Source organism: Collinsella sp. HCP28S3_E9 (genome assembly GCF_052065455.1).
Lineage (GTDB): Bacteria > Actinomycetota > Coriobacteriia > Coriobacteriales > Coriobacteriaceae > Collinsella.
The window spans coordinates 25,195-39,038 of record NZ_JBQHTZ010000009.1; the positions used below are offsets into that span (position 1 = coordinate 25,195).

13 protein-coding genes and 4 tRNA genes are annotated in these 13,844 nt (G+C 57.5%); 15 read left to right on the top strand and 2 right to left on the bottom strand.

What is annotated here, in order from left to right:
- The first annotated feature begins 217 nt into the window (after window positions 1–217).
- The 15 genes from ACTNA2_RS05705 to leuB all read left to right on the top strand — a co-directional run bounded on the left by ACTNA2_RS05705 (window position 218) and on the right by leuB (window position 11,139).
- Window positions 218–910, top strand: coding sequence for a hypothetical protein (locus ACTNA2_RS05705; RefSeq protein WP_441048850.1), 693 nt, complete (start codon window positions 218–220; stop codon window positions 908–910).
- A gap of 637 nt (window positions 911–1,547) precedes the next feature.
- A tRNA-Tyr gene (locus tag ACTNA2_RS05710) sits at window positions 1,548–1,629 on the top strand.
- A 10-nt stretch (window positions 1,630–1,639) separates the two neighbouring features.
- Window positions 1,640–1,715, top strand: a tRNA-Thr gene (locus tag ACTNA2_RS05715).
- 3 nt (window positions 1,716–1,718) lie between these two features.
- A tRNA-Met gene (locus ACTNA2_RS05720) sits at window positions 1,719–1,795 on the top strand.
- A gap of 96 nt (window positions 1,796–1,891) precedes the next feature.
- Window positions 1,892–3,082: an elongation factor Tu gene (tuf, locus tag ACTNA2_RS05725; protein WP_154514756.1), complete on the top strand. Its 1,191-nt coding sequence runs from the start codon at window positions 1,892–1,894 to the stop codon at window positions 3,080–3,082.
- Between the two features lie 278 nt (window positions 3,083–3,360).
- Window positions 3,361–3,510, top strand: a complete 150-nt coding sequence (rpmG, locus tag ACTNA2_RS05730; RefSeq protein WP_102372646.1) for a 50S ribosomal protein L33 — start codon at window positions 3,361–3,363, stop codon at window positions 3,508–3,510.
- Between the two features lie 13 nt (window positions 3,511–3,523).
- A tRNA-Trp gene (locus tag ACTNA2_RS05735) sits at window positions 3,524–3,599 on the top strand.
- A 76-nt stretch (window positions 3,600–3,675) separates the two neighbouring features.
- Entirely contained in the window at window positions 3,676–4,014 is a 339-nt protein-coding gene (gene secE / locus ACTNA2_RS05740) for a preprotein translocase subunit SecE (RefSeq protein ID WP_154514754.1), read from the top strand.
- A gap of 3 nt (window positions 4,015–4,017) precedes the next feature.
- Window positions 4,018–4,554 carry a transcription termination/antitermination protein NusG gene (gene nusG, locus ACTNA2_RS05745; RefSeq protein WP_427718370.1) on the top strand — a complete coding sequence of 179 codons (537 nt, stop codon included), beginning with the start codon at window positions 4,018–4,020 and terminating at the stop codon, window positions 4,552–4,554.
- A gap of 120 nt (window positions 4,555–4,674) precedes the next feature.
- Complete coding sequence (gene rplK, locus ACTNA2_RS05750; RefSeq protein WP_022093893.1) at window positions 4,675–5,103, top strand: 50S ribosomal protein L11; 429 nt, start codon at window positions 4,675–4,677, stop codon at window positions 5,101–5,103.
- 116 nt (window positions 5,104–5,219) lie between these two features.
- Complete coding sequence (rplA, locus tag ACTNA2_RS05755) at window positions 5,220–5,927, top strand: 50S ribosomal protein L1 (protein WP_441048851.1); 708 nt, start codon at window positions 5,220–5,222, stop codon at window positions 5,925–5,927.
- A gap of 426 nt (window positions 5,928–6,353) precedes the next feature.
- Entirely contained in the window at window positions 6,354–7,889 is a 1,536-nt protein-coding gene (locus tag ACTNA2_RS05760) for a 2-isopropylmalate synthase (RefSeq protein WP_441048852.1), read from the top strand.
- 41 nt (window positions 7,890–7,930) lie between these two features.
- Complete coding sequence (leuC, locus tag ACTNA2_RS05765; protein WP_441048853.1) at window positions 7,931–9,196, top strand: 3-isopropylmalate dehydratase large subunit; 1,266 nt, start codon at window positions 7,931–7,933, stop codon at window positions 9,194–9,196.
- 251 nt (window positions 9,197–9,447) lie between these two features.
- On the top strand, window positions 9,448–9,960 hold the full coding sequence (locus tag ACTNA2_RS05770) for a 3-isopropylmalate dehydratase small subunit (RefSeq protein ID WP_427727054.1): 513 nt from the start codon (window positions 9,448–9,450) through the stop codon (window positions 9,958–9,960).
- Between the two features lie 69 nt (window positions 9,961–10,029).
- Window positions 10,030–11,139: a 3-isopropylmalate dehydrogenase gene (gene leuB / locus ACTNA2_RS05775; protein WP_441048854.1), complete on the top strand. Its 1,110-nt coding sequence runs from the start codon at window positions 10,030–10,032 to the stop codon at window positions 11,137–11,139.
- Between the two features lie 50 nt (window positions 11,140–11,189).
- Here leuB and ACTNA2_RS05780 read toward each other — a convergent pair whose 3' ends face one another.
- Window positions 11,190–11,900 (bottom strand): metallophosphoesterase family protein, encoded by a 711-nt coding sequence (locus ACTNA2_RS05780; protein ID WP_441048855.1) that lies wholly within the window; start codon window positions 11,898–11,900, stop codon window positions 11,190–11,192.
- Window positions 11,897–13,813 carry a BMP family ABC transporter substrate-binding protein gene (locus ACTNA2_RS05785; protein ID WP_441048856.1) on the bottom strand — a complete coding sequence of 639 codons (1,917 nt, stop codon included), beginning with the start codon at window positions 13,811–13,813 and terminating at the stop codon, window positions 11,897–11,899. Before ACTNA2_RS05785 ends, ACTNA2_RS05780 begins: the two co-directional genes overlap by 4 nt.
- Window positions 13,814–13,844: the final 31 nt, after the last annotated feature.

Genomic DNA, 13,844 nt, shown 5'->3' on the forward strand with positions numbered 1-13,844 from the left:
ATGGGGGGAGTGCGAGTCGTTGGCGTTTCTCGAAACGCTCGTTGCGCTCGCCGATTAATAGGCAACCCGTTGGGACTCATTACGCAGCCCGATTTAAACTGCTGACTTGGGTACCGCATGCATTTCGCATAGCCGCGGGAGGCTGCGGCAACCGCCTGACGCTATTTATGAGTCATGAGCTGTTTTGGTTATGCGAGATATCGAAAGGAATTCTAGGATGTCTGTAGATCTGAAAACAGTAAAAGATGCGATGAGCCTTGCGGCGAAGGTCCTGGTTGCGGCCGCGGACGTCATTGATGGCGCAAAGCAGCTCGGCGTCGATGTCGAAGCTGTCGGCGGCGCTGTAAAGGATGCTGCGGATGGTGCTGCTAACGGCGCACGTGTCGTTGCCGATGGCATTGGCAAGGGGCTCGGTGTCGCGGCCGATGGCTTTGGCGCGGCAGTTGGCGCGCTGGGCGGCGCCGCGAAAGCGTTCCAGGACTCAAGAGAAGCTGCCGAGGCTCGCAAGAAGATCAACGCCGCAAGGCAGTCGATTTTCGAAAGTGCGTCGACGGCGATGCCCCTGCACAAGTTTGTCTGCCAGCAGGAAAAGGCTGCCGATGCCGCGTTTAACGGCTTTGATATGCCTGGCTGCTACCTTATCGCAAAGTATCAAAAGGGCGATCACGATAAGAACTACAGTGACTATCTGGGAATTTATGTGGGCTCAAGCGAGCACATGTCGGAGGATATCGTTTCCACGCCCACGCGCTTGGGCGATCCGGATGTCTATGCCGATTACAAGTATCATCAAAACGTGATGCTGTTCGTGTTCCCCTGCGAGCTAAAGGACCTCGATGAACGTCGCGAACTCCTGCTGCGCTCGTTTGAAGGCAGTAGGCTCTACAACGGATCTGAGGTACTGGCTTAAGAGCTTGGTTGGGGTTAGTCGACAATCTCGATCTGTAACACGAGGACGAGCATTCAGCTCCCAGCTGTTACAGATATAGACAATCTGGGGGCGAGCTGAGAAGTGTCTCAATCTGTAACAACTAGGGAAGGAAAACCGTTCTAACTGTTACAGAATGAGACGTAAGCTAGGGTCTCTGCGAAACATCTCAATCTGTAACAACTAGGGAAGGAAAACCGTTCTTGCTGTTACAGATTTAGATAAACAGGAGACCGCCAGGGAAACATCTCGATCTGTAACAGATAGGGGAGAAAATGTTCTCTAAATGTTACAGATCGAGACAAAGGCCGGACCGGTCCCAGTCATCCTGGTTGAGCGAGGATATTCGGACGCACGAGGATCGTTATCGAAAGTCGATGCCGCAAGCGTACTCCACCACACCAAAGTGTTCCCTCGGGAAATGTCGCCAGCGCGGCCAAATCCGCCGTCCTTCATATCTAAATTCAGCAAAACAGCAGGTCAAAGGTATATAGATACGCCCGGTACCGTGTATTTAGAGGTTTTCGTTGACAGCCCCCAAGGTTGCATCGTATTATCTTTTTCGTTCGCGGGGGCGGAGGCCCAAAAGACCAAAGAACCTGCGGATACTTGAACGATTGGGAGTTTGCCCGAGTGGTTAATGGGGACGGGCTGTAAACCCGTTGGCTCTGCCTACATAGGTTCGAATCCTATAGCTCCCACCCGTCAAGTGCCTGTATAGCTCAGTCGGTAGAGCACTTCGTTGGTAACGAAGAGGTCACCAGTTCAAGTCTGGTTGCAGGCTCCATCCGGCGGTGTAGCTCAGTTGGTTAGAGCACACGGTTCATACCCGTGGCGTCACTGGTTCGAATCCAGTCACCGCTACCATAGGTAACACGGTGGCTTCTCAATAGTATGTTGAGAGGCCACTATGGTATAAAGGCATAGTCCCGTCCGGGGACGACCTGTTTAGAGGAGGGCTTTATGGCCAAAGAGAAGTTTGAGCGCACTAAGCCGCATGTTAACATCGGCACCATTGGTCACGTCGACCACGGCAAGACCACGCTGACCGCTGCCATCACCAAGGTTCTCTCCGAGACCGAGGGCTGCAAGGCTGACTTCACTGCGTTCGAGAACATCGACAAGGCTCCCGAGGAGCGCGAGCGCGGCATTACGATCTCCGTCTCCCACGTCGAGTACGAGACTGCTGCCCGTCACTACGCTCACGTTGACTGCCCGGGCCACGCTGACTACGTCAAGAACATGATCTCCGGTGCTGCTCAGATGGACGGCGCTATCCTGGTCATCGCCGCTACCGACGGCCCCATGGCTCAGACCCGCGAGCACATCCTGCTCGCCCGTCAGGTCGGCGTTCCCTACATCGTCGTCTTCCTGAACAAGTGCGACATGGTCGACGATGACGAGCTCATCGACCTCGTCGAGATGGAGACCCGTGAGCTCCTTTCCGAGTACGAATTCCCCGGCGACGACATCCCCGTCATCCGTGGTTCCGCTCTGGGCGCTCTCGAGGGCGACGCCAAGTGGATGGACGCCATTCGCGAGCTCATGTCTGCCGTCGACGAGTACATCCCGACGCCTGCTCGTGACAACGACCTCCCGTTCCTGATGGCCGTTGAGGACGTTATGACCATCTCCGGCCGTGGTACCGTTGCTACCGGCCGTGTCGAGCGCGGTGAGCTCAAGCTCAACGAGCCCGTCGAGATCGTCGGCATCAAGGATACCCAGAACACCGTCGTTACCGGTATCGAGATGTTCCGTAAGTCCATGGACTTCTGCGAGGCTGGCGACAACGTCGGTCTGCTGCTCCGCGGCATCAAGCGCGAGGACATCGAGCGCGGCCAGGTTCTCTGCAAGCCCGGTTCGGTTACCCCGCACACCAAGTTCACCGGTGAGATCTACGTTCTGACCAAGGAGGAGGGCGGCCGTCACACCCCGTTCTTCGATGGTTATCGTCCTCAGTTCTACTTCCGTACCACCGACGTTACCGGTACGGTCAAGCTCCCCGAGGGCACCGAGATGGCTATGCCTGGTGACCACATCACCATCGAGGGCGACCTCATTCACCCGATCGCTATGGAGGAGGGCCTGCGCTTCGCTATCCGCGAGGGTGGCCACACCGTCGGTTCGGGCATCGTCTCCACGATCATTGAGTAAATTAGCTCTCTGATACAGCTGACTTAGAGAACCCGGCACTTATATGGGTGCCGGGTTCTTTTCTACGCTGGTCTTTTTGCCTGATGATTACGCTTAGCTCGCTCTTAAGTTGAGCGTGAGGGATCGATTAGATCTCGTTGGCTCCATTGATGTGTTCCAAATATGAATGGATCTACCGAGAACCAATTGATTCGAGGTTTTCGTTGACAGCACTTACGTAGAGCTGATAAAGTACCAACTCGTGCCCGTACGGGGCGGATATGAAAGGTTCAGGATACATGCGTACTCTAGTTACTCTTGCGTGCACTGAGTGCAAGCGCCGCAACTATACGACCACTAAGAACAAGGCGAACATGCCTGATCGTATGGAGATCAAGAAGTATTGCCCCTGGTGCCGTCACCATACGCTGCACAAAGAGACTCGCTAGTCTCTAGTCACATACGCCAGTAGTTCAATTGGTAGAGCATCGGTCTCCAAAACCGAGTGTTGAGGGTTCGAGTCCTTCCTGGCGTGCCAGTCATTATTCCGTAAGCTCCCATTTGGGGGCTTACGGTTTACTCATGTATAAGCGCATTGCGCGGAGGTAACCCAAATGGCCAACAAGAAGAACAAGAAGAAGGCACAGCAGCAGGCGCCTGCCAACAAAGCTGCCGCCAACTCCAAGGTTGAGGCCAAGAAGGCCGTTGCCAAGAAGAGCGAGAAGGCTGCGAAGTCCAAGAAGAACGAGAAGCCCGGTTTCTTCGCCCGCACCAAGAAGTATTTTGCTTCGGTGAAGTCCGAGATGAAGCGTGTCACGTGGCCCGATAAGAAGGAGCTCGTGAACTACTCGGTCGTCGTTTGCGCTTCTCTGATCGTCGTCGGCGTCGTCATCGCTCTGCTCGATGCTGGCTTTGGCGAGGCTCTTGCTCTGTTCTCTGGATTGAGGGGCTAAACCATGTCTAAGCGTTGGTACGTCGTCCACACTTACTCTGGATACGAGAACCGCGTTAAGTCCGATCTCGAGCATCGCATCGAGACCATGGGCATGCAGGATCGTATCTTTGATATTGAGATTCCTATGGAGCGCGTCACCGAGATCAAAGAGGGTGGCAAGCGCGAGACCAAGGATTCTAAGATCTTCCCGGGTTATGTCCTGGTTCGCATGGAGATGGATGACGATGCATGGACGTGTGTTCGCAACACGCCCGGCGTCACCGGTTTCCTCGGCGGCAACGGCAAGCCCGCTCCGCTTTCCCGCGACGAGTACAATAAGATGACTCGTCGTCCCGGTAAGGGCGATTCGCCCAAGCGTACGTCGGTTGATATTGAGGTCGGTACGTCCGTCCGCGTCACCGATGGCCCGCTTACCGACTTTGATGGCAAGGTCTCCGAGGTTAACGCCGAGGCAGGCAAGCTCAAGGTCACGCTGATGATCTTTGGCCGCGAGACGCCGGTCGAGCTTGACTTTAACCAGGTCGCTGTCATCGCTTAAGTTTTCGTCCGTTCGCGCGAGCGTGCTTCTTCTGTGACTGCTCATCTCAGGAGTGCTTCTAACACGTGCGTGCTTACGATATAGCAAGTACTTCACACTCGTGATTCGAAAGGAATGACCATGGCTGAGAAGAAGGTTGCCAACGTCATTAAGCTCCAGATTCCTGCTGGTGCCGCTAACCCCGCTCCTCCCGTCGGCCCCGCCCTGGGCGCTGCTGGCGTGAACATCATGCAGTTCTGCCAGGCCTTTAACGCCGAGACGCAGGACAAGAAGGGCGACATTATCCCCGTTGAGATTTCTGTCTACGAGGATAAGTCCTTCTCCTTCATCACCAAGACTCCGCCGGCGGCTCACCTCATCAAGAAGGAGCTGAACCTCAAGTCTGGTTCCGCTAAACCCCAGGCCGACAAGGTTGGTCAGCTCTCCCAGGAGCAGCTCACCAAGATCGCCGAGATCAAGATGCCGGACCTCAATGCCAACGACATTGACGCCGCCAAGAAGATCATCGCCGGTACCGCCCGTTCCATGGGCGTCACCATCGCTGAGTAGCGTTTTTCTAGGTAACGACGGGTGCTCCGACCGGGGCGCCCGTTAAATGTGTGCAATAGGGCACACGATACGATGTGGGAGGGCTCACGCCCGTTTAACCACAGGAGGTAATGCACATGGCTAAGCATGGTAAGAGCTATAACGCCGCTGCCGAGAAGGTCGACCGCGCCACGCTCTACACCCCCCTTCAGGCTGCCAAGCTCATCAAGGAGCTCGACACCGCCAAGTTCGACGAGACCGTCGAGGCCCACTTCCGTCTGGGCATCGATACTCGTAAGGCTGACCAGAACATCCGTGGTTCCATCTCCCTGCCCCACGGCACCGGCAAGACCGTTCGTGTTGCCGTCTTCGCCGAGGGCGAGAAGGCCCGTGAGGCCGAGGCTGCCGGTGCCGACATCATCGGTTCCGACGAGCTCGTCGCCCAGATCCAGAAGGGCGAGATCAACTTCGACGCCGCTATCGCTACGCCGAACATGATGGCCAAGGTTGGCCGCATCGGTAAGATCCTTGGTCCCCGTGGCCTCATGCCGAACCCCAAGCTCGGCACCGTGACCATGGACGTCGCCAAGATGGTCTCCGAGCTCAAGGCCGGCCGCGTTGAGTATCGCGCCGACCGTTATGGCATCTGCCACGTGCCCCTGGGCAAGAAGTCCTTCTCTGAGCAGCAGCTCGTTGAGAACTACGCTGCCCTGTACACCGAGATCCTGCGCGTCAAGCCCTCTTCTGCTAAGGGCAAGTACGTCAAGTCCATCTCTGTGTCTTCCACCATGGGCCCTGGCGTCAAGGTCGACCCCACTGTCCAGCGTGACTTCCTGGCTGAGTAACTTCTAGTTACTGCCTGAGCAAAGCAAGCATTGCTAAAGGAACCCGGTTCTGTCTTGTGCAGGACCGGGTTCCTTGCTATTTCCGGCCAAAACCAACACGAAGGAGATAGGCGCCTTTGTGGTGGTTTTGGTTCAAAATCCCCGTTGCGCGTCGTTTTGCCTGTGTTACACTTTAGCCTAATGTAGTGAATACCCGAGGCTGAAAGGAGCCAGACATGTTCTATAACAAACAGCAGCTCCTAGGCCTAGCGCTACTAGATTGGATAGCGCGCTAGGGTTGTAATTTCGCTATAACGATTAGTTGTACCCGGGTGCGCTATCTTCCGCCGCTTTTGGGCGTGATGAGCGACACGGGTATTATTCTATCTTGAGGCACTCCATCTCTCCTGAAAGCCATCTGTATCTTTAGCCTGTCAGGAGGAAATCATGAGCCGCAAAATCGCAATCTTTGACACAACGCTTCGTGACGGGGAGCAGTCTCCCGGCGCCAGTATGAATACCGAGGAAAAGCTCGTTATTGCACGCCAGCTGGTACGTATGAATGTCGACGTGATCGAGGCGGGATTTCCTATTTCGAGCCCCGGTGATTATCGTTCCGTACAGGAGATTGGCAAGATCGCGGGTGACCGGTGCACGGTATGCGGTCTCACCCGTGCGGTCGATAAGGATATCGAAGTGGCCGCAGAAGCCCTCAAGACGGCTCAGAGGCCCCGTATCCACACCGGTCTGGGTGTGAGCCCCAGCCATTTGCGCGACAAGCTCCATATGACCGAGGATGAGGCTATCGAGCGCGCTATTCACGCCGTAAAGCACGCTCGTAAGTTTGTCGACGATGTCGAGTTTTATGCCGAGGATGCGGGCCGCTCCGATCAGGAGTTCCTGGTCCGCATTATCGAGGCAGCGATCAAGGCCGGCGCTACGGTCGTGAATATTCCGGACACCACGGGCTATAACATGCCCTGGGAGTTTGGCGCCCGTATTCGCGATCTGCGTGAGCGCGTGGCCGGCATCGAGGACGTTACGATTTCGGTCCACACGCATAACGATCTGGGCATGGCCACAGCCCTTGCACTCGAGGCCGTCCGCAATGGCGCGACGCAGATCGAGTGCACCATCAACGGCTTGGGCGAGCGCGCGGGCAACACGGCGCTCGAGGAGGTCGTCATGGCCATGAGGATGCACGAGCAGGATCTGGATGCACATACCGATATCGTGACGACCGAGCTCACGCGCGCATCTAAGCTCGTCAGTTCAATTACTGGTATTAACGTGCAGCCCAATAAGTCCATTGTGGGCGCTAATGCGTTTGCCCACAGCTCGGGCATTCACCAGGATGGCGTGCTCAAGGCGCGTGACACCTACGAGATTATCGATCCCAAGGACGTGGGTGCAGCGGGATCCGAGATTATCCTTTCGGCACGTTCGGGCCATGCGGCGCTGCGCCATCGTCTCGCTGAGCTGGGTTATACGTTTGGCGATGAGGAATTCGAGTCGATCTATCAGCGCTTCTTGGAGATTGCAGATCAAAAGAAGGAAGTATTTGACGAGGACCTGGAGTCGATGATTCAGGAGCGCCAGCGCGAGGTCAAGGCGATCTACACCCTCGACGCGCTTCAAGTTTCCTGCGGCGACCCGCTTATTCCTACGGCCACGGCAACCATCACGGACGAGGACGGCGCGACACGGGTGGTTTGCTCGACGGGTACTGGTCCGGTTGATGCGGCCTACAAGGCGGTCGACAAGGCCATCTCTGCCCATGGCGAGCTGACGGAGTTCAACGTTAAAGCCATCACGCGTGGCATCGACGCCATCGGTGAGGTGACGGTGCGCATCACCGCCGAGGATGGAAAGATTTACACCGGCCGCGGCGCGGATACCGACATTATCGTGAGCTCGGCCAAGGCTTACATCAACGCTATTAACCGCATGATTCAGACCAACCGTTCCAAGGCGGGCAAGTAACGATATTCGGCAGGGCAAAGCCCGCTTGAGAGGGGAATCACATGGCACGTCCCATGACCGTAGCAGAGAAGATTTTGGCGGCACACGCCGGGCTCGAAGAGGTAAAGCCGGGCCAGCTGGTCGAATGCGACCTGGACATTGTGCTCGCCAACGATATTACCGCACCTATCGCGATCGATGTCTTTCGCGAGCTGGGTGCCACCGAGGTGTTCGATCGCGACCGCATTTGCCTGGTGCCCGATCACTATGCGCCCAACAAGGACATCAAGAGCGCCGAGCAGACCAAAAAGATGCGAGATTTTGCGCACGAGCAGCATGTGACGCACTATTACGAGCAAGGCTGCGCGGGCATTGAGCATGCCCTGCTGCCCGAGCGCGGCGTGGTGGTGCCGGGCGATCTGATTATCGGTGCCGACTCGCATACCTGCACGTATGGCGCCTTGGGTGCGTTTTCGACCGGTGTGGGCTCAACAGACGCCGGCGTGGGCATTGCCACGGGGCACGCATGGTTTAAGGTGCCGCCGACGATTCGCTTTGAGATTAATGGCGAGCTTGAGGACGGCGCCACTGCCAAGGACATCATCTTGCACATTATCGGCATGATCGGCGTGGACGGTGCCCTGTACCAGGCCATGGAGTTTGCCGGCAGCACCATCGAGGGCCTGTCGATGGAAGGTCGCATGACAATTTCGAACATGGCGATCGAAGCGGGCGGCAAGGCGGGCATTATCGAGGTCGATGATGTTGCCCGCGCCTGGCTCAAGGGGCGCTGCGAACGTGATTACGTTGAGTATCACGCCGATCCAGACGCCGAGTATGCCCAGGTTATTGCCATTGACGCGGCCGACATTAAGCCGTGTGTATCGTGGCCGCATCTGCCCAGCAACACCCATCCGGTGAGCGAGAGCCGTCACATCATGATCGACCAGGCGGTAATCGGCTCGTGCACCAACGGACGTATCGAGGATATGCGTGCTGCGGCCGAAGTCATGCGCGGCCATAAGGTTGCCGACGGGGTGCGTTGCATCGTGATTCCGGCGACCCAGGCGGTCTTCCGCCAGTGCATGAAGGAGGGATTGACCGACATTTTCCTAGATGCCAACTGTGTGTTCTCCACGCCCACGTGCGGTCCGTGCCTGGGCGGCTACATGGGCATCTTGGCGGCGGGGGAGCGTTGCGTTTCTACGACCAACCGCAACTTTGTCGGCCGTATGGGCGACCCCACGTCCGAGGTCTATCTGGCCTCGCCGGCCGTGGCGGCTGCTTCTGCCGTGGCGGGGCACATATGCTTGCCGTCTGACCTGTAGGGGCTACGGGGTCCTTCGACCTTTGCTCGCTACTGCGGACAGTCCTGGCACTTTTTTGTTCGCCGAAGGCGAACGCTAACTTTCCATTAGCTTTTTTGTAGCCGAAACGCGAACGAGGGATTTGATATTTGCTTGCGTCGAGTTCCGCACGAGCCGGAGAGCACTTAATGTGCTCTCCGTGCGAGCAGGACTGTCCGAGTAAGTAAGTAAATATCAAATCCCCCGCATTCCATGTTTGAACGGAGAATGATATGAACTTTGAAGGTTCGGTTTTTCGATATGGTCGTGACGTTGATACTGATGTGATTATTCCTGCTCGGTATCTGAACTCGTCCGACCATGCGCACTTGGCGGCGCATGCTATGGAGGATATTGATCCCGCGTTTGCCTCTGCCGTGAGGCCCGGTGACATCATTGTGGCTGAGGAGAACTTTGGTTGCGGTTCTTCGCGTGAGCATGCCCCGGTTGCCATTAAGGCTGCAGGGGTGTCGTGTGTTATTGCCAAGAGCTTCGCACGCATCTTCTATCGCAATGCCATTAACGTGGGCCTGCCCATTATGGAGTGCCCCGAAGCTGTCGATGCGATTTGTGCCGGCGATACCGTGAAGGTCGATACCGATGCGGGTGTCATCACCAACGAGCGTACTGGCGAGACTTTTACAGCTGAGCCGTTCCCGCCATTTATTGCCGAGATTATCGAGGCCGGCGGTTTGGTTGCGCGCACGCGTGCCAAGATTGTCGCGGCAAAGGCTCAGGAGGCGTAAGCGATTATGACGGTCAAGCTGGATAATCCGTTTGCAAACGGGCCGAGTAGCGAGAGCTGGAGCTGCAACGTGAAGAAGACCTATAAGATCTGCTGTCTTCCTGGTGACGGCATTGGGCCCGAGGTCATTGCCGAGGGTAAGAAGGTGCTGGCTGCCGTGGGCAAGCGCGCTGGCGTAGAGTTTGCCTTTGAGGATCACCTGATTGGTGGCGCGGCGATCGATGCGTGCGGCAATCCGCTGCCCGATGAAACCCTTGCGGCGGCAAAGGCGTCGGACGCCGTGCTGTTGGCATCCGTCGGTGGCCCAAAGTGGGATTCGACCGATCCGGCGGTCCCGCGCCCCGAGCAAGGCTTGCTGCGTATCCGCAAAGAACTCGGCCTCTATACCAACCTTCGCCCTGTAAAAATCTACGACGCACTTGCCAGCGCATCGACGCTTCGTCCCGAAGTCATCAAGGGCGTTGACATGGTACTCGTCCGCGAACTTACCGGTGGCATTTACTTTGGCAAGCACGAGCGCTTTTATGACGAGGGCGGTGCGGGCACCGACGGTGTGGCTGGCCAGCGCGCGGTTGACGTAATGGAGTACCGCGAGTACGAAGTTGAGCGCATCGCCCGCCAGGCGTTCGAGGCAGCTCGCAAGCGCCGCGGCAAGGTGACAAGCGTGGACAAGCGCAATGTATTGGAGACGAGCCGCATGTGGCGTGAGGTCGTGCATCGCGTGCATGACGAGGAGTATCCAGATGTAGAGCTTGAGGACCTGCTCGTCGACAACGCCGCCATGCAGCTCATTAACCGACCGGCCGACTTTGACGTCGTAGTTACGGAGAACATGTTCGGCGACATTCTCTCCGACGAGGCGGCGCAGATTACCGGATCGCTCGGCATGCTTGCCTCGGCTTCGCTGGGCGATGGTGTGTCGCTGTTTGAGCCGAGCGCCGGCAGCGCGCCCGACATCGCGGGGCTCGGTATCGCTAACCCGCTCGCGCAGATCCTGTCGGCGGCAATGCTGCTCACGTACGCGCTCGACATGGGTGAGCAGGCTGCTTGGATCGAAAATGCCGTGGCACGTGTGCTTGACGAAGGCTGGCGTACCCGCGACATTGCCGATGCCAGTACCCCTGCCGATAAGATCCTCGGCACGACCCAGATGGGCGATAAGGTCATCGCCGCGCTGTAGCGTCGAGATGTCCGGAACCACCACAAAGGTGCCTGTCCCCTTTGTGGTGGTTACCAGGGGGTTCTGGCGGTTGAGGACTCTATTGCCTCGTGGCGCTTGAGTTCGCGGCGCATGGTTTGCGAATTGAGCCAGGCTGCCTGCCAGCCACGGATGGGGTAGCGCGCCTCGTCAAGCTCAAACTGCGTATAGCCGCAGGCGTTGATAATCGTCGTCCCGCATGCGTGCTGGCGTTCGCGTTGAAAGTCGCGAACATAGCATTGGTGCACATGCCCGTGCACCATGTAGTCGGGATTCCATGTCTCGAGCGCTGTGTTAAAGCATTCGAATCCCCGATGCGGCAGATCGTCCAGATCGCCCATGCCGGCGGCGGGCGCATGGGTGAGCAAGATGTCGCAGCCGCCGACCATCCTCACTTTGCGGGACAGCTTGCGCACGCGCTTGGCCATCTCGCGCTCGGTGTACATGTTAGCGCCATCTCGATAGCGCATGGAGCCGCCAAGCCCCGCAATGCGGACGCCGCGATACACGTACACGGTGTCTTCGACACAGATGCAGCCGCCCGGTGCATGACGCGCGTAGCGGTCATCGTGATTGCCACGCACGTAGATGAGTGGTCTGTTGATGACCGTGACCAAAAACTCAAGATAGTCCGGGTCTAGATCGCCAGCGGACAAAATTAGGTCGACACCCTCAAAGCGTTCCTTGCGAAAGCACTCCCACAGGCATCGCTCTTCGGTATCGGCTATGGCAAGGATTTTCATAGAGCACGGACCTTCGGCTCATCGTCAGGCTGCGGAATGGTGCCCACCACGTTGTCTGCCAGCCAGTCCATCTCGATGATTTGCGTGCTCGGCAGTGGGGGAAAGCCCTCAATCTGCACCACGCCGTCTTGGCTATGGAGCTCGCCGCCAAATGGATTGATGGAGCCCTCGACGATGCCATTGCGGAGGAGCTGAACAAGCTTGCGCGTCTGATAGGGCAGGCCCGGAGCGTAGCGAATGTCGATAACGCCCGAGCTCATGCCATACCAGTAGTTGACGGCGCGGACCTGGCTGTCGTCACTGGTCTCGTCCCAGGTGCCATGCAGCAGACTTCGCACGATAAGCTCGTAGTATCGGCCCCAGTTCCATACCGGCATGGCGATGCCGACGACCTTGCCATCGACCAGGCGGTGGAGTCCGTAGGCCGTGGGGTCTTCGAGCGACTTTGACATGTCGGCGCCGGTCATGACGCTCACGCCTTCGCGGCACATGGCCTCGGCAAGGCCTCCGGCGGGCACATCGCCCCAGGTCAGGATAATTTGCGCACGGGGGTCGAGCAGCGAGGCGCCAATCGCAAAGGCGTTGATCTCGCTGAGTGCGCCCGAGGCGAAGACCGACGCGTGGTAACCGATGCGGTGGTTGTCCGCCATGCTGGCGGCAAGGGCGCCCAGGAGAAACTTGGCTTCGTACATCTTGCCAAAGTACGAACGGACGCTTTGGTGGGGAAGGCCGATGGAGCAGTTAAGGAACCGAACCCGGGGATATTCAACGGCAGCCCTGAGCGTGTATTCCATCAGGCGGTGTGAGGTCGAGAAGATGACGTTTGCTCCATGTTTGACAGCCGTTTCCACGGCGGCGTAGAACACGTCCGGATCGTGACAGTCCTCAAACGCCTCGGTGCGCACGATACCGCCAAAGTGCTCATCGAGATACCGACGCCCTTGGTCGTGCAGGCTATCCCAGCTCGACGTCGCACAGGTGAATTCATGGATAAAGGCGATGCGCAGGGGGTTGGCCGCCGAATAGACGGTCTTGCCCATAAAGAAGTTGAGCATGCCGGAGGTGGACTTGGCGGGCGACTCCTCCTCATCGACGTTCGGCGCTTCGACAAGATCGACCTTGTCCTCGTCACTTTTCCCGGCGATGACCAGTTCGCGCCAGATCTTGCACAGGCGGTTTACGACGATATCCGTCGGCGTATCCAGCAGGCGGTCCTGGTTGTACACATTGAGGTAGACGAGCATGGCGTCGGCGGGCGTAATGTCCAGGTGGTTGCCGCCCGCGCGAAGGTAGGCGCGCTTAAAGAGTAGGAAGGTGTGGCGCAGGTAGTCGACCTTTTTCTGGGGCCATTTTTCGATAAGGTTCTGACCGAGCATCTTGGCGAGCGTTTCGTAGCTTCCTTCGCGCGAGAACTCGATCTCGTATAGGGGGCAGACACGCCAAAACGCGCAGAACTCACCGTACAGGCGGCTTTCGACGGAATCCCATTTGCCGGGGTAGAGGCGGGTGACCTTGGCCGAAACCGTCGGGGCGTCCAGGAATTTGAGGACGCTGACGCGTTTGTTGCCTTCCTGGACATAGAACCTATGCATGAACTCGGTGACGATGATGGGGTCGCGATAGCCCTCGGTTACCTGAATGTCGTAGAGGTTGGACCACTTGCGGGCGAACTCGGTGCTAAACGGCAGCAGGGGCATAAAGTTGCATGAAAAGGCGGACTGACGGCCCTTGGTAACCGTGCCGACAACCATTTCGAGCGGAATATCCCGCAGGCCGACATTCTCTCGCTGACCTAGGGGGAGCTGGGCAACCAAACTGTCGAGGTCCGTAAGGTATGGATGCTCGCTTTGGCTAATGGCGCGTCGACGTCCTTGCTCGCCGCGCTTGCGTGCTTGACGGTAGGCCTCTTCCATAGTTTGCTCCCTTAGTCGTTTAAACAACTGT